Source organism: Candidatus Delongbacteria bacterium (assembly GCA_020634015.1).
Lineage (GTDB): Bacteria > CAIWAD01 > CAIWAD01 > CAIWAD01 > CAIWAD01 > JACKCN01.
Window position 1 is genome coordinate 154,142 of record JACKCN010000005.1, and the last position, 19,506, is coordinate 173,647.

General features: G+C 63.5%; 15 protein-coding genes. 10 read left to right on the forward strand and 5 right to left on the reverse strand.

Annotated features, from left to right (window positions below; genetic code table 11):
* Positions 1-35: 35 nt before the first annotated feature.
* The 9 genes from H6678_10895 to H6678_10935 all read left to right on the forward strand — a co-directional run bounded on the left by H6678_10895 (position 36) and on the right by H6678_10935 (position 8,404).
* Positions 36-539 carry a DUF1569 domain-containing protein gene (locus tag H6678_10895; protein ID MCB9474306.1) on the forward strand — a complete coding sequence of 168 codons (504 nt, stop codon included), beginning with the start codon at positions 36-38 and terminating at the stop codon, positions 537-539.
* Positions 540-596: 57 nt separating this feature from the next.
* Positions 597-1,463, forward strand: a complete 867-nt coding sequence (locus tag H6678_10900; protein ID MCB9474307.1) for an NAD(P)-dependent oxidoreductase — start codon at positions 597-599, stop codon at positions 1,461-1,463.
* Positions 1,464-1,665: 202 nt separating this feature from the next.
* Complete coding sequence (locus H6678_10905; GenBank protein ID MCB9474308.1) at positions 1,666-2,244, forward strand: DUF1211 domain-containing protein; 579 nt, start codon at positions 1,666-1,668, stop codon at positions 2,242-2,244.
* A gap of 46 nt (positions 2,245-2,290) precedes the next feature.
* On the forward strand, positions 2,291-2,917 hold the full coding sequence (locus H6678_10910; GenBank protein MCB9474309.1) for a carbonic anhydrase: 627 nt from the start codon (positions 2,291-2,293) through the stop codon (positions 2,915-2,917).
* 57 nt (positions 2,918-2,974) lie between these two features.
* Complete coding sequence (nhaA, locus tag H6678_10915; protein MCB9474310.1) at positions 2,975-4,195, forward strand: Na+/H+ antiporter NhaA; 1,221 nt, start codon at positions 2,975-2,977, stop codon at positions 4,193-4,195.
* Positions 4,196-4,423: 228 nt separating this feature from the next.
* Positions 4,424-5,827 (forward strand): DUF389 domain-containing protein, encoded by a 1,404-nt coding sequence (locus tag H6678_10920; protein MCB9474311.1) that lies wholly within the window; start codon positions 4,424-4,426, stop codon positions 5,825-5,827.
* Positions 5,828-5,845: 18 nt separating this feature from the next.
* Positions 5,846-6,241, forward strand: a complete 396-nt coding sequence (locus tag H6678_10925) for a VOC family protein (protein MCB9474312.1) — start codon at positions 5,846-5,848, stop codon at positions 6,239-6,241.
* A 75-nt stretch (positions 6,242-6,316) separates the two neighbouring features.
* The gene (locus H6678_10930) at positions 6,317-6,874 is read left to right on the forward strand and encodes a hypothetical protein (protein MCB9474313.1); all 558 of its coding nucleotides are present in this window, start codon (positions 6,317-6,319) and stop codon (positions 6,872-6,874) included.
* A gap of 333 nt (positions 6,875-7,207) precedes the next feature.
* Positions 7,208-8,404, forward strand: a complete 1,197-nt coding sequence (locus H6678_10935; protein ID MCB9474314.1) for an SUMF1/EgtB/PvdO family nonheme iron enzyme — start codon at positions 7,208-7,210, stop codon at positions 8,402-8,404.
* A 177-nt stretch (positions 8,405-8,581) separates the two neighbouring features.
* Here the strand turns inward: H6678_10935 and phoU are convergent, their stop codons facing one another.
* From phoU to H6678_10960, 5 genes are all read right to left on the reverse strand, one after another.
* Complete coding sequence (gene phoU, locus H6678_10940) at positions 8,582-9,280, reverse strand: phosphate signaling complex protein PhoU (protein MCB9474315.1); 699 nt, start codon at positions 9,278-9,280, stop codon at positions 8,582-8,584.
* Between the two features lie 40 nt (positions 9,281-9,320).
* On the reverse strand, positions 9,321-10,130 hold the full coding sequence (gene pstB, locus H6678_10945) for a phosphate ABC transporter ATP-binding protein (protein ID MCB9474316.1): 810 nt from the start codon (positions 10,128-10,130) through the stop codon (positions 9,321-9,323).
* Between the two features lie 8 nt (positions 10,131-10,138).
* Positions 10,139-11,683, reverse strand: a complete 1,545-nt coding sequence (pstA, locus tag H6678_10950) for a phosphate ABC transporter permease PstA (protein MCB9474317.1) — start codon at positions 11,681-11,683, stop codon at positions 10,139-10,141.
* A complete protein-coding gene (locus tag H6678_10955; GenBank protein ID MCB9474318.1) occupies positions 11,683-13,899 on the reverse strand; it encodes an ABC transporter permease subunit in 2,217 nt (738 codons plus the stop codon). Before H6678_10955 ends, pstA begins: the two co-directional genes overlap by 1 nt.
* Positions 13,900-13,998: 99 nt before the next feature.
* A complete protein-coding gene (locus H6678_10960) occupies positions 13,999-14,970 on the reverse strand; it encodes a phosphate ABC transporter substrate-binding protein (protein MCB9474319.1) in 972 nt (323 codons plus the stop codon).
* A gap of 1,059 nt (positions 14,971-16,029) precedes the next feature.
* Here H6678_10960 and dnaE point away from each other — a divergent pair.
* Positions 16,030-19,485, forward strand: coding sequence for a DNA polymerase III subunit alpha (gene dnaE, locus H6678_10965; GenBank protein MCB9474320.1), 3,456 nt, complete (start codon positions 16,030-16,032; stop codon positions 19,483-19,485).
* The last annotated feature ends 21 nt before the right edge of the window (positions 19,486-19,506 follow it).

The window sequence follows — 19,506 nt, forward strand, 5'->3', positions numbered from 1 at the left end:
GCGAAGACCATGGATTGACACACAAAGGGGGAATCGTGGCCGACCTGAACCAGAGCCTCGCGGAGAATCGCCGGATCCTGCGGGAGCTTCTGGACACCATCCGGGCCTGTGAGACGAACTGGAACCAGCCCGCAGCCCCGGGCAAGTGGTCGCCCGCCCAGATCACCGAGCATCTGGCGCGTTCACTTGAAGAATCGGCCCTTGTCGTGCGAGGTACGAAGAACAGCTTTCCGGTGTTGCCGTCCTTTCTGCGGCCGGTGATCCGTCTGTTCTTCCTTCGCATTCTGCGCAAGGAACGCCTGCCCCGCGCCCGCACCAGCCGGGCCTTCAATCCGGTCACCGGATCCGCCACGGCCGCAGCCGGAGCCGCAAGACTTGAAGCGGCCCTGCTGACTCTGGAGCAGGATTGCCGGACACGGGTGGCCGGTGGACTGCAGGTCCACAGCGGCATCTTCGGGACGGTGGGCGTGGGGGACTTCGCGCGATTCCAGGGGCTGCACATGCGGCACCACCATGCACAGTACACACGCATTCTGTAGCTCAAGCATGCGCACCCGTTCCGCTGCAGCAATCGACAAGGACCGGGAGGTGATTCCATGACAGGCACCCAGATCGGTTTTCTGCACCCGGGCGCAATGGGGGTCTCGCTGGCGGCCAGTGCCGCGGCCAGCGGTTGTGTGCCATGCTGGGTTTCCGAGGGACGCAGCCCCGCCACGCGCGAACGTGCCGACTCACACGGACTGCAGGAAGTCGCCAGCCTGCGGGAATTGTGTGAGCGCTGTTCCATCCTGGTCAGCATCTGCCCGCCGCACGCGGCCGATGCCGTGGCCCGCCAGGTACGTGAGATGGGCTATCGCGGCATCTATGCCGACTTCAATGCCATTTCGCCGGACCGCATGCGCGAGATCGGACGCCTGCAACACGAAGCCGGAATGAAGGCTGTGGATGGCGCGATCATTGGTCCTCCGGCCTGGCACCCCGATTCGACCACTTTATTCCTTGCCGGACCCATGGCGCAGGAGCTTGCCGAGTGCTTTGCGGCCGCCCCTCTGAGGACTCGCGTGATCGGAGACGGGATCGGTCGGGCCTCGGCGCTCAAGATGTGTTACGCGGCAGTGTCCAAGGGGCGGGCGGCGCTGAACTGCGCGGTGCTGGCCGCCGCTGAGTCGCTGGGCGTGCGCGGGGAACTGGAATCCTGCTGGGATGAGGATCAGGCGGGTTCCAGCGAGCGCATCCGGGAACAGGCACGCCGGGTCACCGCGAAAGCCTGGCGCTTTCAGGGGGAAATGGCCGAGATCGCGGCCACACTGTCCGCAGCGGGTGTGCCCGAGGGGTTCCATGAGGCCGCCGGCGAGATTTACGGCCGCATGGCGCCGTTCAAGGACGCTGCGAAGCTTCCGGAACTTGACAGCGTGCTGGCCGCCCTGCGGGGCCGTCAAGGCACGGATGTCCCCGGAGAATGATCGGGATCGGGTCGCGAGAACGGTCCTTCCAATCCCACGACCGTGCGCCTCGACTCGGCATTGGCAATCTGGATCGAAAACAGGACCTTTTTCGGCCACATTCCGGAACCTTGCCGCCCCGTCCGGAGTCTTGGGCTGATCCCCACCGGATATCTGTCGGGGCAACGAATCGAGCCGGGGCGCCCACAGGGACGGGGGAAAGATGAAGCGTTCGCGCATGGAAGCATTCAGCGATGGAGTGCTGGCCATCCTGATCACCATCATGGTGCTGGAACTGAAGGTTCCCCATGGAGATGGACTGGAAGCCCTGCTGCCGCTGGTGCCGGTTTTCCTGAGCTATGTGCTCAGCTTCATCTATCTGGGCATTTACTGGAACAACCACCACCACCTGCTGCACACGGTGGAGCAGGTGGACGCGCCGATTCTCTGGGCCAACCTGCACCTGCTGTTCTGGTTGTCGCTGGTGCCCTTCACCACGGGCTGGATGGGCGAAAACCATTTTGCGGCGGCCACGGTGGCGGTCTATGGGGTGGTTCTTCTGATGGCCGCCCTGTCGTATTTCGTGCTGCAGCTGGCGATCGTGCGCTCCCAGGGACCCGATTCGCTGCTCCGCAAGGCGATCGGCCAGGACTGGAAGGGCAAGGTCTCGATCGGGTTGTACTCCATCGCGATCATGCTGACCATGGTGCTGCCCGAACTGGCCACCGCCGTCTATGTCCTGGTCGCACTGATGTGGTTGCTGCCCGATCGCCGCATCGAGCGGGTGCTGATCACTGATTGATGCAGTCCGGGTCAACGGGATTCAGAACACGAGTGGGAGACTGACGATGATACCAGCGCGTGAAGCCCTGGAGCGCCTGCGAGAGGGAAACCTCCGGTTCGCGGAAGAGGATCACAGCCTTCATGAGAACTCGGGCAGCTCACGGCGCAACGAACTGACCTCCGGGCAGACACCGTTCGCGATCATTCTGGGCTGCTCGGACTCACGGGTGCCCGCCGAGATCGTCTTTGATCAGGGGCTGGGTGACCTGTTCGTGATTCGCGTCGCGGGCAACATCGTTGCACCCTCGCTGGTGGGCAGCATCGAATTCGCGGCCACCAAGTTCAACACCAGGCTGGTGGTGGTGCTGGGGCATACCCAGTGCGGCGCGATCGAGGCCACGCTCGAGGAACTGCAGCAGCCGATGAACGTGCAGTCGCGCAATCTGCGCTCGATCGTGGACCGCATTCGCCCTTCGGTGGAATCCCTGCTGGTGACCGACCTGCGCCACAACCCGGCCGCCCTGGTGCAGCAGGCCGTGCGTGCCAACATCCGGGTTTCCGTGTCCCAGTTGCGACACGGTTCCGAAGTGCTCGAGCAACTGATCCACAAGGAAGGACTGCAGATCGTCGGTGCCGAGTACTCCCTCGAAACCGGACGTGTCGAGTTCTTCGATGATCTCACGGATTCCTGAACCAACCCGATTCGCCGTCCCTTGAGGGGCCGGCAAGCCGAAAGGACCTGATGGCCCATGACGACTCGCCCAACCCTTGACCGTGTGAGCCAGGCACTGCAGGATTTTCTGCGACTGGAGGCATCCGGAGGACTGCTGCTGATGCTGGCCACCGTGCTGGCCATGAGCGTGGCCAATTCTCCCCTGGCCGCCCATTATCTCTCCCTGCTGGACATGCCCGTCCAGATGCGCATTGGAGCGCTGGACCTGCACAAGCCCCTCATTCTCTGGATCAATGATGGCCTGATGGCCGTGTTCTTCCTGTTGGTGGGCATGGAGCTGAAGCGGGAAATCGTGGAGGGCCATCTTTCCAGCCTGCGCCAGGCCAGCCTTCCCGCTTTTGCGGCGATCGGCGGCATGGTCGCGCCCGCACTGTTCTATCTGGTGTTCAACCGGGGTGACGCCATTGCCACCCGGGGCTGGGCGGTACCCACCGCCACGGACATCGCCTTCGCGCTGGGTGTGCTCACCCTGCTCGGACCACGCGTGCCAGCCGCATTGAAGGCCTTCCTGTTGAGCATCGCCATCTTCGATGATCTGGGAGCGATCATCGTGATCGCACTGTTCTACACGGCGGAACTCTCGATGGGATCCCTGGCCATCGCCGGGGCGATGATCGGCGGACTGGCCCTGCTCAACCGGGCGGGTGTCACACGTCCCGTGTTCTACATTCTGCTGGGAATTCCCCTCTGGGTGGCCGTGCTCAAGTCGGGCGTGCATGCCACCCTGGCCGGAGTGGTGCTGGCGATGTTCATTCCTCTGGGAACGACCGGCAACAAGCACGGCAGCAATGCCGGACATAGCCCGCTCAAGGACCTGGAGCATGCGCTGCATCCCTGGGTGGCGTTCGGTGTACTGCCGATCTTCGCCTTCGCCAACGCGGGCGTGCCGCTGGGCGGATTCACTCTGGCTGACACACTGCATCCGGTTCCGCTGGGCATCGTCTCCGGGCTGTTCCTGGGCAAGCAGGTGGGTGTGATGCTGGCCTGCTGGATCGCCGTGAAACTGGGACTGGCCGCCCGCCCCGACGGTATCGGCTGGGGACCTCTGTACGGAGCGGCCCTGCTCTGCGGCATCGGGTTCACCATGAGTCTCTTCATCGCCTCGTTGGCCTTCGAGCAAGGCGGCATGGACTGGCAGGGACTCGAGCGCCTGGGAATCCTGGTGGGATCGTTGATCTCCGGTGTGGCTGGTTACTTCGTGCTGCGCGCCAGCCTCAAGGAGAGCGCGCCAGCCTGAAGCCGCATGCCGTGACCCCTGCCCTGTGACACAGAACGTCCGGGTGCACGGGCTTGAGCCCTGACATGGTCAATGGTATCATGGCGCCCCGGGAACCAATGCCCGGGGCGCCATCAGCATTCGCAAGGCCGGTCCTGTCCAGTGCTGGCCGCTTCCATGGAAATCCGTCGCCCGCAGCTTTTCTCAATCAACCTGCCGACCCGCGCGCGGGTCCAACCGGATGGGATCGTGATGGAAAACACCAGTGCCAGCAGTGGTCTGCTCTCGACCATCGGCAGTTCGATGCGCGCTCTGATGCAGCAGTTGTTCTCGCTGAAACCGGACACGGATTACGATGGAACCCTGCAAAGGGTGCGCGCCGACATCGATTTCCGGGGTGGCAACATCTGGGCCCTGGTCTTCGCGATCCTGATCGCTTCGGTTGGCCTGAATGTCAACTCCACCGCGGTGGTGATCGGCGCCATGTTGATCTCGCCGCTGATGGGACCCATCGTGGGCACGGGCTTTGGCCTGGCCACCAACGATTTTCCCCTCCTGCGCCGCAGCGCGCGCAATCTGCTGCTGGCCACGGGCGTGGCGCTGGTGGCTTCCACGCTCTACTTCCTGATCTCGCCGCTTGAGGATGCCCAGTCCGAATTGCTGGCGCGCACACGCCCCACGCTCTATGATGTGATGATCGCGCTCTTCGGTGGCGGAGCGGGCGTGGTGGCCGTGACACGCAAGGCGATGAAGGGCAATGTGGTGCCCGGCGTGGCGATCGCCACCGCCCTGATGCCCCCGCTCTGCACGGCGGGCTACGGACTGGCCCAGGGCAATCTCTGGTTCTTCCTGGGGGCGATGCATCTCTTTCTGATCAACGCGCTCTTCATCTGTCTGGCCACCCTGGGCTTCGTGAGACTGATGTACTTCGAGCGGGTGGCCGAGCTGGACAAGGAGCATGTCACTCGTGCACGATTCCTGATCGTGCTGATGACCTTCGCCATTGCCGTGCCCAGCGCGTTCACGGGTTGGCGTGTGATCCAGGAAGCCCGCTTCCAGCAGGTGGCCAGGCGCTACATCAGCGAGAATCTGGCGTTCAATGATCGGGCCATTCTCAATGTGGACCTGAAGTATTCGCGCAATGGTTCCACCATCACGGCCACCCTGCTGGGCCAACCGCTGCCGCCCGAGGTGAAGACCATGCTCGAGGAACGCCTGCGGACCTACGGACTGGAAGGCACCCAGCTGGTACTGAATCAGCCCGTGGACGGCCAGGCCAACGTGGAGCAGTTGAGCCAGATGGTGCGTCAGGGCATTCTCGAGGATCTGTACCAACGCAACGATGCGGCCCTGAGTGCGCGCGAGGAGCAGATACGCGTGCTGGAAGACGAAGTGGTGCGTCTGCGCTCGACCCAGTTTCCGGTGGGCGAACTGAGCAAGGAGCTGGCGGCGCTCTATCCCGACCTGGTCTCGATCGGGGTGGGGCATGAAAAGAAGGTGCACGACGTCGTTCCCGACTCGCTGCTCTCGCTGGTGGTGATGGCCCAATGGACGAAGATGCCCGGGCGCGAGGAACAGAACCGCCTGCGCGACTTCCTGATGCTGCGGCTGAAGGTGGACGGCCTGAGCCTGTTCAATTCGAAGGTGGACTGAGCCGAAAGGAGCGATATCGTGCGACAGCCTGAGGGGTTTGCCACGGTCACCCCGTACTTCTTCGTGAACGATGCGGAATCCTTTGTGGCATTTCTTGTGAATGGCCTGGGTGGAAAGGAAGTCCTGCGCTCCCTGCGTCCCGATGGACACATCGCCAATGCGCAGGTGAGCCTGGGCAATGCGACCGTCATGGTCAGCGAAGCCAGCGCGGACTACCCTGCGATGGCCTCCGCCTTCTATCTGTACGTGGAGGATGCGCACGCGTCAATGGCCCGGGCCCTGCAGGCCGGAGCCACCCTGGAGATGGCCGTGGGTGACATGTCCTACGGCGACCGGCAGGGCGGCGTGCGCGATGGGCATGGCAACATCTGGTGGATTTCGCAGCGTCTGGTTGATGAACCGTATCGCGTCTGAGGCACTTGCGGAAAACCCGGGACCCGATGTCCCGATCAAGCGTGCCCGGTCTCCGTACCTGGCAGAAAGCACATCATGTCGAACCGCGTCCGTCTGTGGTCGTGGGGAATCCTGATCATCGCCTGTGTGCCGATGTTGGGAATCGTTGACTGGCTCACCGGGTACGAATTCAACTTCTTCGTGTTCTATTTCCTGCCGGTCTCGCTGGCGGCCTGGATCTTCGGCTGGGCCGGTTCGGTGGGCATCGCCGTGTTGTGCGCCCTGGTCTGGTTCGGCGCGGACCTGAGTTCGGGGCATGTGTTCCAGAATACCGCGCTTGCGGTCTGGAACACGATGATCCGACTTGTCTCCTTCATGGCCATCGGGTCCGCACTGGCTCACATCCGCACCCTGCTGAACCGTGAGAGGCGAATCACCGAAGCCCTGCGGCGCTCGCTCTCCGAAATCAAGGTGCTGGAAGCCTTCCTGCCGATCTGTGCGCAGTGCAAGAGCATCCGCGACAAGGAGGGCCAGTGGCAGCCGCTGGAATCCTACATCGGCGCCCACGCCAACACCCAGTTCTCCCATGGATACTGCCCGGAATGTGCGCGCAAAGCCATGGATGAGGCCTTCGGGACGCGGCCCGACGTGTAGCACGCGCGCTGCATGCCAGAATACTGCTGCGAGAGTGTGTGGGCGCCCGACCCTCCCCGGGCCCCCCGGCCGAGACTCTTCCAGATCCTGACAAGTTTTTCGAGATGAGTAATTGCTGGCGAATCGCCCCGGAATTTGGCTTGATGGTACCCATTGGAATGAACAGTCGCGTCAGCTTTGGGCGGATGCGGCATGTGCCCTGAACATTCCAACCCACACAGCTTGTGAACACAAACCAGGATCTGCCCGGCGGGGTGGCATTCGTTTTTCCTGCTTCCAGTGGGACGGATGCGGCGTCTGCCGAAGCGGCTCCCCATTCTTTTCGGAGTGACCATGCGCCGCACGATGATTTGCCTTTCGATTCTCGCCGCTTTCCAGATCGCCCTGGCCGCCCCTGCCGACGTGAACGACCTGCATGTGCAGCGGCTGCCTGATGGCCGGCTGGAACTGAGCTGGACTCCCGTGACCACCGATGACAGCGGAAACCCGCTCACGACCGTGGCCTACTCGGTCTATCGCAGTGTCTCGCCCTGGGCGGCACGCAGCGAATTCGTCTGGGTCGGGGGCACCGCCGCTCCCCGCTACGTGGTTCAGTCAACGGAAGCCGCGGAATTCTACCGTGTATCCGCGCTGGATCCGGATGTGCCGGGACCGTCGCCCTGGGTTCAGATTCCCGCCGGAACCTTCACCATGGGCCAGGCCGCGGTCGCCGGTCCCGAGCACGATGTGGAACTGGGGCAGGACTTCCTGATGGGACTGACTGAAGTCACCAATCTGGAATACATGGCGGCGGCCCAGTGGGCGCTTGATCAGGGTCTGGCCACCATCGTCGGCACGACTCTGCAGGCCCATGGAGTCAGTCTGCTGGACCTTGGATCCTACTACTCGGAAATCGTGCTGCTGGACGGGCAATTGGCCCTGCGCCGCACCCTGGCCGCCAGCGGAATCGGCAGCTATCTGCCCTGGCGGCATCCGGTGCAGATGGTGAGCTGGTACGGCGCCGCCTGTTACTGCGACTGGTTGAGCCTGCAGCAGGGACTGCCCGCGTATTACAATGGCAACTGGGCCGCCACGCCCTCGGCCAATGATCCTTACACGGCCAGCGGCTACCGTCTGCCCACCGAGGCGGAATGGGAATATGCCGCGCGCTTCGACGACCAGCGTTCCTTCCCCTGGGGCAACTCCACGCCCAATTGCGGCAACGCCAACCATGCCGCGAACGGTGTGCCCTGCGTGGGCTGGACGCTGCCCGTGGGGCTGCTGACCTGGGGTGATACGGCTCTGGGGCTGAAGGACATGGGGGGCAATGTGTTCGAATGGACCAATGACTGGTGGGGCAACTATTCATCCAGCCCCGAGTTCAATCCGGCGGGTGCTCCCACGGGCTCGGGTCGTGTGATCCGTGGCGGCTGCTGGCTCTTCGACCAGGCCGCACTGTCGGCCAGCGGACGCTTCCTGCCTTCGGTTCCCGGCGGCTTCGCCAGCTTCATCGGCTTCCGCGCCGCACGAAGTCTGCCTGCGGCCGAGTAGTCAGGAAGTGGAGTGAGATGCTCCGCTCACCAATGCAGACGAGCGACGCAGAACACCATTCATGTCAGCCTGATTTCCAACACCGCCGCGAGGCGGTGTTTTCTGTGTCGCCCGTGGTCGCCACGGTGGGTGGGGCGTGCAGATCTTGGACGGGCCGCGCTTCGCCCGGCATGCGGCCTATTCCTTGCCCTTCCAGGGGCGCAGGCCGCGCAGGCTGCCGTGGCGCGAGATTTCGCCGGTGACCATGTAGATCACGTCCTCGGCGATGTTGGTGGCGTGGTCGGCGATGCGTTCCAGGCTGCGGGCCACGCTCACGAAGCGCATCAGACCTTCGATCTGCCTGGGTTCGAGGCGCGTCTCGTTCATCAGCAGCGACTGGGTTTCGGAGCGGATGATCGAGTACAGTTCGTCCACGTCGTCGTCGGCCGCGCAGACCCGCTCGGCCAGCGCGCCGTCCTGGCGGATCAGGCAGTCCAGGCCCAGTTGCAGCATTTCCTGGCTGCGCCGCGAGAGGCGCTTCATCAGGTCCACCAGCTTCTCGTCACCGGGCAGGTGAATGCTGTTGGCATGGCCGGCAATGCTCACCGCCAGATCGCCGATGCGTTCCAGGTCATTGTTCAGCTTGAGAATGCCCACCAGCAGCCGCAGGTCGGTGGCCACCGGCTGATGCAGGGCCAGCACCTTCAGACACTCTTCTTCCACTTCCACTTCTTCCAGATCGATCGCGGAATCGCCCTGGATCACGCGGTTGGCCAGATCCAGGTTTCCGCTCATCACGGCTTCGGTGGCATCCACGACGGAATCCAGGACGGTGCGGCCCAGCTCCTCCACCCGCTCCTTGAGCGAGTCCAGTGCGTGCAGCATGTGGCGGGTCATCGATTCTCCTCGACTCACTCTTGATTGGTGCCGGGGCCTCTCAGCCGAAACGACCGGTAATGTAGTCATTGGTCTGCTCGTGGTCAGGTTTGGTGAACAGGCGCTGGGTCTCGTTGAACTCGACCAGGTTGCCCTCATAGAGGAAGGCCGTGTAGTCGGAGATGCGGGCCGCCTGCTGCATGTTGTGGGTCACGATCACGATGGTGTACAGGTCGCGCAGTTCGGTGACCAGGTCCTCGATGCGGGCCGTCGAGCGCGGGTCCAGGGCCGAAGCCGGCTCGTCCATCAGCAGAATGCTGGGTCCCACGGCCAGTGCGCGCGCAATGCAGAGGCGCTGCTGCTGGCCGCCCGAAAGGTCCAGCGCACTCTTCTTGAGGCGGTCCTTGACTTCGTCCCAGAGAGCCACGCGCACCAGGCAGCTTTCCACGATCTCATCCAGGACGTGCCGGTCCTTCTCGCCGTGCACGCGGGGGCCGTAGGCCACGTTCTCATAGATCGACTTGGGAAAGGGGTTGCTGCGCTGAAAGACCATGCCCACCTGGCGACGCAGCTCCTCGAGCTGGGTGCCCGGCGTGTGGATGTCGCGGCCGTTGATCTCGATGCGACCTTCGACGCGAGCCCCGGGCACCAGGTCATTCATCCGGTTGAAACAGCGCAACAGAGTGGACTTGCCGCAACCCGAGGGGCCGATGAAGGCCGTGACACGCTTCTCCGGCAGGCGCAGATTGATGCCATGCAGGGCGCGAGTCGGACCATAGAAGAATTCCAGCTCGTGGGTCTGAACCGCGATCAGGGGTTCGGGCATCGGGCGACTCTCCTTCGTGGGGACGCTCAGGTCCGGTGTGGGCATGGCAATCATCAGAACGCCGCCTGCTTGAAGCGCTTGCGCAGCGCGTTGCGCAGCAGGATGGCCACCAGATTCAGCATCAGCACCACGATGATCAGCAGCAGGGCCGTGCTGAACAGCATGGGCAGGGCCGCCTCCACGTTGGGGGACTGGAAACCCAGGTCGTAGATGTGAAAACCAAGGTGCATGAACTTGCGGTCAAGGTGCAGGTAGGGGGCGTCCAGGTCAAGAGCCAGACTGGGCGCCAGCTTGACCACGCCGGTGATCATCAGCGGGGCCACCTCGCCGGCGGCGCGGCTGATGGCCAGGATCAAACCGGTCAGGATGCCGGGCATGGCGTTGGGCAACACCACCTGGCGAATCATCTGCCAGCGGGTCGCGCCCAGGGCAAGAGCGGCCATGCGCGTGGTCTGGCTCACGGACTGCAGCCCTTCGGTGGTGGCCACGACCACCACGGGCATGGTCAGCAGGGCCAGGGTCAGGCTGGCCCACAGAATGCCGCCCGTGCCGAAGGTGGGAGTGGGCAGGCTGTCCGAGAAGAACAGCTGGTCCAGCCCACCCCCGACGAAATAGATGAAGAAACCCAGGCCGAAGATGCCGTACACAATGGATGGCACACCGGCCAGGTTGTTCACCGCCAGCCGGATGGTCTGCACCAGAAAGCCCTGACGGGCATAGTCATTGAGATACACGGCCGCCATCACGCCCACGGGCACCACCGCGATGGACATCAGCAATACCATCAGTACGGTGCCGAAGATTGCCGGCATCACGCCGCCCGCCGTATTGGACTCCCGCGGCTCCGCCGTGAGAAACTCCCAGAGTCGTGACATATAGACTCCGCTGCGTCCGATGGTACCCAGCTCGTTGGATGGAACCAGACGCACCACATCGGCCAGCGGCACCACCAGGTCGGTTCCGTCGATGGCGGACAGGGTGAGACTCACGGCGCCACGCTGCTGGATCAGGCTGTCCAGGCGAGTTTCCAGCACTGTGTACTGCGCACGGGCCCGATCGACACGGGGACCTTCGCCGGCTTCCGGGGCGATGCGACCTGCCAGGCGGTGCAGTTGGCCCAGTGTGTGCTCCTGGGTCGAGTTCAGCGCGATCGCCACGTCCAGCGCGTCGTCCAGTTTGCTGCGATAGTCGGCATCCGCGGGCGTGATGCGGGCATCCGGAATGTGCAGCTCGCCGGGCATGCCGATGAAGATGCCCTGGTTCAGGCGTTCCACCAGAAAAGCTCCCTCGGCCAGTTCGCGGGAACTCACCTGTGCGCCATCCAGCTGGACGAATTCCTGACCCCAGAGATCCCGATTGCCGGTGCGCACGCGCAGACGTTCGCCGTCCGGGGTGTCGACCTGGTCCCAGACTTCGCCCAGAACCACCCGGCCATCCTGCATCACAATGCGCTCGAGCGAATGCGGCCAGAAGGCCACCAGGCCGCGGGAGAGCAGAATCCAGAGCATGAGCACCAGCATGCCCAGAATCACCACCAGACCCATGCTGGTGAAGAGCACGGGCACACTGTCCCGGGCGCGCAGGCGCAGTGAACTCATCAGATTCTCCCCTGGCTCTTGCGCAGTCGCTCGCCGATCAGCGATGCCACGGTATTGATCAGGAAGGTGAACACGAAGAGCAGCAGGGCCACCGCGAAGAGCAGGCGATACAGCGATCCACCCACGGGTGCTTCCGGAATCTCCACCGCGATGCAGGCACTCATGGTGCGGAAGCCGTTGAAGGGGCTCCAGTCCATCAGGGGCGTATTGCCGGTGGCCATCAGCACGATCATGGTTTCGCCGATGGCGCGTCCCAGGCCCAGCATGATCGCGGCGAACACGCCCGCGGACGCACCGGGCAGCACCACATGCAGCACCGTGTGCCAGCGAGAAGCCCCCAGCGCGAGTGACGCGCTCACCTGGGAATCGGGCACGTTGCTCAGCGCATCCTCGGTCATGGTGAAGATGATGGGGATCACGGCGAAACCCAGGGCGAAGCCAACCACCAGGCTGTTGCGCTGGTCGTACACCAGACCCAGATGATCATGCAGCCAGGCGATCAGACTGCCACCGAAGAGGTGGGCATCCAGAACCGGGGCCAGCGAGCGACCCAGCAGCAGCGAGATCACCAGCATGCCCGCACCGATGCCCAGCTGGGGGCCCGCGTGTTCCAGCAGCCGCGAGGGCAGGCGCCGCCAGAGCGGAATCATGCCCAGCAGGAGGATGATCAGGATCAAGGGAAACGCGAGCACGGAGGTCAGGTGCGTTTCCACCCAGGGGGCGAAGACCAGCCCCGCCAGAAAACCGATGATCACGCTGGGCAGTGCCGCCATGATCTCGATCATCGGCTTGATGGTGCGGGCCAGCGAGGCGGGCGCGAACTGTGAGACATAGATCGCGGCCAGCAGCGCCAGCGGCACCGAGATCAGCAGGGCGAAGAGGGTGCCCTTGAGTGTGCCGAAGATCAGCGGAATGAAGCTGTACTTGGGCTCGAAGTCATCGCTGCCGCCCGTGGACTGCCAGATGAAGGCCGGCTCGGGATAGCCTTCGTACTGCACGGGGGCCAGCAGGCCCGAGAGGGAGACGTCGGCGTGGGCGTTGTCCAGGGTCTGGCGCGTGATTCCGATCGTGCCCGCACAGAGCACGGCGTCGGCACGCGGGCTGAAGGCCAGCACATGGCGGCTGCCTTCGGGCAGCACTTCCTGGGCCAGAACTCGTCCGCTGGTGCTGACCTGCAGCCTGAGTGTCCCCTGTTCGTCCAGCGAGAGGAAACTGCGATCACGCGGCGAAGGTTGCAGACGCGCAATGCCCGCGTCATGGGAGGGCAGTGGAACACCCGGTTCCCAATGGCGGCCCTGGGTGTCGGTGGGCAGCGGGAGGAATGTGGCCAGATGTCCCTGGCTGTCTCCCGCGATCAGGCTGCCGCCACCCTTGAGAAAGGTGAGCGCGCTCAGACCGTTCATGCCGGAAGGCCAGCGGTGCAGCAGCTCGGGCTGGTTCATGCGGCGCAGGTCCAGCACGGCCAGTTCGCCCGTGGGAAGCGCCAAAGCCAGGCGCTCGGCACCCGGTGCGGCGGCCAGGGTCACGGGGCAGGTTCCGACCAGTTCTTCCGGCAGCTCCGGCCAGTACCAGCTGTCCTCGTCCGTATCCTGCAGCAGCAGGTGCGCGCGTGTGCCATCCGTCCAGGCCCACAGCAGGCGCTCGTCCCCGCGGGCCATCACCAGATTGTCGAAGCGTGCCATGCCGCTCCGCATGGAATCGCTGGGCAGGGGAACCTCGTCCACACGCAGGCGCAGAGTGCTGAAGATGCTGTCGGGGTTTGAGGTGGTGCGCGTGATGCGGACCCGGCAGCTCAGCAGACGTCCCCCATCGGTGGCCACGGTGAACTGGTCGGTACGACCGCCCGCATCCACGGCCACCTGCAGCGGCAGCTCCAATGAATCCAGCGGCAGGGGCAGCTGCTGCACCAGCAGACCGTCCCGGTTGAAGACCTGGAGAATTCCGTGCTGATCCATGCTCCAGACCAGGTCCTGGTAGGGATCGGTTCCCACCATCCGCGGTGAGACGGAGGGTGCCATCACGGACGGTGATCCAAGCTCGGCTCCACCGAACAGCGGGAGGACCTCCTTGGCGAGGAAGAGGAAGATCACCACGATCGCCAGAATCAGACTCAGTCCACCGGCCATGATCACCCGGGCCGCCACGCGATCCGCGAAAAGGCGACGCCGGAGGAAGCTGTTGGCGCTGGATTTTTCTGTCTGTGATCTGGCTGTCATGGCCACGGACTTTACCATTGTTGGGCGATCTTGTGTCGTGTGAAGCTGCGTCAGGAAGCGCCCGGGCCGTGACTGAACACGGCCCGGGAACCTGACATGCTACTTGACCCGGGCCAATTCCTGTGTGACCATCTCGGCGGACAGCGGCAGGTAGCCGTCCTTGATCACGATCTGCTGACCTTCCTTGCTCAGCACGAAGCGCAAGAATTCCCGGACCAGCGGATCCATGCCCTTGTCGGGATCGGCCACCACATACAGCAGCAGCGGACGCGCCAGGGGATAGTCACCGGAGATCACATTGGCCAGGTTGGGCTCGTAGACCGTGCTGCCGTCGCTCTCGCTCAGGGGAACGGCGCGCACTCCGGAGGTGGCGTAACCGATGCCGGAGTAGCCGATGCCCGAGCGGTCGGCGGCCACGGACTGTACCACGGACGCGGATCCGGGCTGCTCCTTCACCGTGTCCAGGTAGTCACCCTTCTTGAGGGCTTCTTCCTTGAAGAACCCGTAGGTACCCGAGGCGGAATTGCGACCGTAGCGGCTGATGGGCTTGTCGGCGATGGAACTGCCGGGCAGCAGCTCTCCCCAGGTCTGTATCGGGGCGTGTCCGCGGTTGCAGGTGCGCGAGAAGATGGCGTCCACCTGCTCCAGGCTCAGGCTGGGAATCTTGTTGTCGGCGGGCACGAACACGGCCAGCGCGTCCAGCGAGGTGCGAATGCCCACGGGCGCGAAGCCGTACTTCTCTTCGAACTTGTCCACTTCGCTGGACTTCATCGGGCGGGACATGGGGCCGAACTGGGCGGTGCCCTCGATGAGTGCGGGAGGCGCCGTCGAGGAGCCCTTGCCCTCGATCTGGATGTTCACCTGGGGATACATGGCGCGGAAGGATTCCAGCCAGAGCGTCATCAGGTTGTTCATGGTGTCGGAGCCGATGCTGTTGGCCGTGCCGCGCAGCCCTTCCACCTTCTTGTAGGATGGAATGGCCGGATCCACGGTGGGGGCGGCCGCCTGGGCCGCGACGAAGGATCCCAGTCCAAGAACCAGCAGGGCCTTGCCAATCGAACGGGTGAGCATGGTGTTCTCCTGAGTTGGTACCACGAAGATCCCCGACGGATTCTCCACGGGCCAGATTCGCTGCCCGGTCGGGGTCGTGCTGGGCCCAACTTGCTCACGTGCTGTTAGCGCTGTGTTAGCGATCTCACCTCATTGCAGACAATTTTGGCCGATACAAAGCTGATCGAGCTCCCGCTGACCTCCTGAATGGCCATGGATGCTGGCGTCTGGCCCGCGACCTTGCCAGCGGAGGATGCTGGCGTCTTGCCCGCAACCTCGCCAGCGGAGGATGCTGGCGTCTTGCCTGCTGCCTTGCCAGCGGTGGGTGCTGGCGTCTTGCCTGCTGCCTTGCCAGCGGTGGGTGCTGGCGTCGTGCCTGCTGCCTTGCCAGCGGAGGATGCTGGCGTCATGCCCGCATCCTTGCCAGCGGAGGATGCTGGCTTCATGCCTGCTGCCTTGCCAGCGGAGGATGCTGGCGTCGTGCCCGCGTCCTTGCCAGCGGAGGATGCTGGCGTCATGCCTGCTGCCTTGCCAGCGGAGGATGCTGGCGTCTTGCCCGCAACCTTGCCAGCGGAGGGTGCTGGCGTCGTGCCTGCTGCCTTGCCAGCGGAGGATGCTGGCGTCGTGCCTGCTGCCTTGCCAGCGGAGGATGCTGGCGTCATGCCCGCTGGCGGCGGGTGCTGGCGTCTTGCCTGCTGCCTAGCCAGCGGAGGGTGCTGGCGTCCTGCCCGCGACCTTGCCAGCGGAGGATGCTGGCGTCATGCCCGCAACCTCGCCAGCGGAGGGTGCTGGCGTCATGCCTGCTGCCTTGCCAGCGGAGGATGCTGGCGTCGTGCCTGCTGCCTTGCCAGCGGAGGATGCTGGCGTGCTGCCTGCTGCAAGACCAGCCACCCGTCACTCCCGGCCCATACCATTGAGTTGTTCACCGGTTGTCCACGGCAATTGTGCTCTTCGGCCGGTTATCCACGCAAGAATCGGGCGGGGCTCTCCCCGCTGTCCTGTGGCCTCGGTATCTTCAACGGCCAGAACCGCAGCAAGACGGGCCATCCGGTTCGTCACCAACACCAGCGAGACTTTTTCATGCCCGAGTTCATCCATCTGCACAATCACAGCCATTACAGTCTGCTGGACGGAGCGGCCACCGTGCCCCAGCTGGTGGACAAGGCGGTTCAACTGGAAATGCCCGCACTGGCGCTGACCGACCATGGCAACCTGTTCGGCACCCTGGATTTTCACAAGACCTGCCGCGCCAAGGGTGTCAAGCCGATCATCGGCTGCGAAGTCTACGTGGCCCACGGCTCGCGACTGGTCAAGCGCAAGGTGCCCGGGCAGCGCAACTACTATCACATGATCCTGCTGGCCAAGGACATGGAAGGCTATCACAACCTGCTGCGTCTGGTCAGCCGGGGCTATCTCGAAGGCTTCTATTCCAAGCCGCGCGTCGATCGTGAGCTGATCAGCGAGTATCACAAGGGGCTGGTCTGCACCTCCTCCTGCCTTGCCGGAGAAGTGAATCAGGCGCTGGTCAACGACGACTGGACGGCCGCGCTGGACACCGCGCGCTTCTACCGCGATCTCTTTGGCGACGATTTCTACCTGGAAGTGCAGAACCACGGAATCCGCGACGAAGACAAGGCCCGCTCCCGTATCCGCGAACTGAGCGATCAGTTGATGATTCCACTGGTGGCCACCAACGACGTGCACTACCTCGAGCCCACCCACGTCAACAGTCATGACATCTATGTGCGTGTGCGCGACCAGGTGCAGCACGATCCGCGCAACCTGCGCTATGGCACCACGGAGTTGTGGTTCAAGAGCCAGCAGCAGATGTACGACCTGATGATCGGCTTCGAGGATGCCTGCAAGATCACGACTGAAATCGCCGACAAGTGCAATGTGGAACTGGACTTCAGCGCACGCCAGTTGCCCGCCTTTCCCATTCCGGCCGACTCACCGGCCCAGACTCTGGACGAGTATTTTGCCCAGGTCTGCCGCGAAGGACTGATCTGGCGCTACGGACCCAATCCGCCCCAGGGGCACCGCGACCGGCTCGAGTTCGAGATTGGCGTGATCAAGGCGATGGGTTTCCCGGGCTACTTCCTGATCGTCAAGGACTTCATCGATTACGCGCGCCAGCATGACATCCGGGTGGGCCCCGGCCGTGGCAGTGCCGCCGGGTCGATGGTGGCCTATGCCACGGGCATCACCAACATCGACCCACTGGAGTTCGGGCTGCTCTTCGAGCGCTTCCTCAACCCCGAACGCGTCTCCATGCCCGATATCGACATCGACTTCGAGGACAAGCACCGCAGCGAAGTCATCGAGTACGTGCGCGACAAGTACGGGCACGATTGCGTGGCCCAGATCGTGACCTTCGGCCGACTGAAGACCAAGGCCGTGATCAAGGACGTGGGCCGCGTGCTGGGGCTGACCTTCGCCGAGACCGATCACATCACCAAGATGATTCCCGAGAAACTGGCCAATGGCGAGGCCATTACCCTCAAGAATTGCCGGATGCAGCTGCCCGAGCTGAACGAATTGCTCGAGACCGACAAGCGCATGGCCCAGGTCTGGCAGCATGCGGAAGTGCTGGAAGGCCTGAACCGGGCCACGGGTGTGCATGCCGCGGGCGTCGTGATCACTCCCGGCGAGCTGGCCCAGTTCGTGCCCCTGCAGAAGGTAAAAGGTCCCAAGGGCCAGGAAGATGTGATCACCACCCAGTGGGACGGGCAGTGGATCGACGAGGTCGGCCTGCTGAAGATGGACTTTCTGGGTCTGCGCACCCTCACCATCATCAAGGACACCCAGCGCCACCTGAAGGCGCGCGGAATCGAGTTCGACATCGAATCCATCCCGCGTGACGATCGCAGGACCTACGAACTTTTCGGGCGCGGTGACACAGTGGGTGTGTTCCAGTTTGAATCCTCGGGCATGCAGGAACATCTCAAGCGCCTGCAACCGGAGCGCCTGGACGACCTGATCGCCATGAACGCGCTCTACCGCCCCGGTCCCATGGACAACATTCCGTCCTACATCGATCGCCGACACGGGCGCGAGCAGATCAGCTACCTGCATCCGATTCTCGAGAAGTATCTGGAGCTGACCTATGGCATCATCGTCTACCAGGAACAGGTGATGCAGATCGGCCAGGCCGTGGGCGGATTCAGCCTGGGGCAGGCCGATGAACTGCGCCGTGCGATGGGCAAGAAGATCGAGGCCAAGATGGAGAAGATGAAAGTCATCTTCTTCGAAGGGGCCAGCGCCCAGGACATCAGCGAGGACATCGCGACGAAGATCTGGGACCTGCTCTTCAAGTTCGCCAACTACGGCTTCAACAAGTCACACAGCGCGGCCTACGCCTGGCTGGCCTACCAGACGGGCTGGCTGAAAGCCAATCATCCGGCGGAATTCATGGCCGCCGTCATGACCAACGACCAGGACGACACCAAGCGCGTCGTGCTCTACATCGAAGAATGCCGCAAGCTGAACATTCGTGTGCTGCCTCCGGACATCAACGAGTCCGAGTCGGAATTCTCGGTGGTGAATGGCGACATCCGTTTCGGGCTGGGCGCGATCAAGAATGTGGGTTCGGCGGCCATCGAGTGCATTCTGGCCGCGCGCCGGGCCGAAGGTCCCTTCAAGTCGGTATTCGACCTGCTCGAGCGGGTGGACACGCGCCTGACCAACCGCAAGGTGCTGGAAAGCCTGATCCAGGCCGGTGCGCTCGACAGCCTGGAAGAACACCGCGCCTCGCTGTTCGCCAATGTGGAAGTGCTGCTGTCCTACGCCCAGGTGCTGCACGAGCAGGAGTCCCGCAACCAGATGAGTCTCTTCGGAGGCGGTGGTGATACGGAAACCGAGCTGCCCAAGCCGCGCCTCTCCGACGTGGCGCCCTGGACCGATCTGGATCGCCTGGCCCGCGAGAAGGAACTGGTGGGCTTTTACATTTCCGGGCACCCGCTGGAGCAGTACCGCGACGACATCCGTTCCTTTTCCACCAGTTCGCTGGACAAGATGCCCACTCTGGCACACAACAGCCCCGTGCGCGCCTGCGGCATGATCACCGAGTGCCGCATCCTGCTGACCAAGCGCGGCAAGCGCATGGCCATGGGCACGCTGGAAGACTTCACCGGCACAATCAAATTCATGGTCTTCGAGGATTCGCTGCCCCGCTGCCAGGCTCTGCTGCAGGCCGATGCGATGGTCACGATGAAGGGCAAGCTCTCGATCCGCGACGAGGACGATGTGGCCCTGCTGGCCGAGGATGTGCTGCCCATCGAGGACATGTGCAGTCTGCTGGGAAACCGTCTCACCATCGGAATCCAGGCCTCCACCTTCAATGAATCGCTCATGGAGCCACTGGAGCGTCTGCTGGAGCAGCACAAGGGCCAGGCGGATGTATACTTCTGTCTGCAGTCCCAGGATGAGCGACCGCTGGTATTCCGCAGCGAAAAATTCACCGTCAGCATTTCCGCCTCCTTCATCGACTCATTGAAGGAGCTGCTCAGCGGCCATTCCGTGCTCGTGTCGGGATGAGTGGGCGCGTGTCCGATCCGC

Bases quoted from the DNA above. Each gene is read 5' to 3' on its own strand.
- H6678_10960 (MCB9474319.1), bottom strand. From the start codon at position 14,970: ATGCTCACCCGTTCGATTGGCAAGGCCCTGCTGGTTCTTGGACTGGGA.
- H6678_10900 (MCB9474307.1), top strand. From the start codon at position 597: ATGACAGGCACCCAGATCGGTTTTCTGCACCCGGGCGCAATGGGGGTC.
- phoU (MCB9474315.1), bottom strand. From the start codon at position 9,280: ATGACCCGCCACATGCTGCACGCACTGGACTCGCTCAAGGAGCGGGTG.
- H6678_10935 (MCB9474314.1), top strand. From the start codon at position 7,208: ATGCGCCGCACGATGATTTGCCTTTCGATTCTCGCCGCTTTCCAGATC.
- H6678_10910 (MCB9474309.1), top strand. From the start codon at position 2,291: ATGATACCAGCGCGTGAAGCCCTGGAGCGCCTGCGAGAGGGAAACCTC.
- pstB (MCB9474316.1), bottom strand. From the start codon at position 10,130: ATGCCCACACCGGACCTGAGCGTCCCCACGAAGGAGAGTCGCCCGATG.
- pstA (MCB9474317.1), bottom strand. From the start codon at position 11,683: ATGAGTTCACTGCGCCTGCGCGCCCGGGACAGTGTGCCCGTGCTCTTC.
- H6678_10930 (MCB9474313.1), top strand. From the start codon at position 6,317: ATGTCGAACCGCGTCCGTCTGTGGTCGTGGGGAATCCTGATCATCGCC.
- H6678_10905 (MCB9474308.1), top strand. From the start codon at position 1,666: ATGAAGCGTTCGCGCATGGAAGCATTCAGCGATGGAGTGCTGGCCATC.
- H6678_10955 (MCB9474318.1), bottom strand. From the start codon at position 13,899: ATGACAGCCAGATCACAGACAGAAAAATCCAGCGCCAACAGCTTCCTC.
- dnaE (MCB9474320.1), top strand. From the start codon at position 16,030: ATGCCCGAGTTCATCCATCTGCACAATCACAGCCATTACAGTCTGCTG.
- nhaA (MCB9474310.1), top strand. From the start codon at position 2,975: ATGACGACTCGCCCAACCCTTGACCGTGTGAGCCAGGCACTGCAGGAT.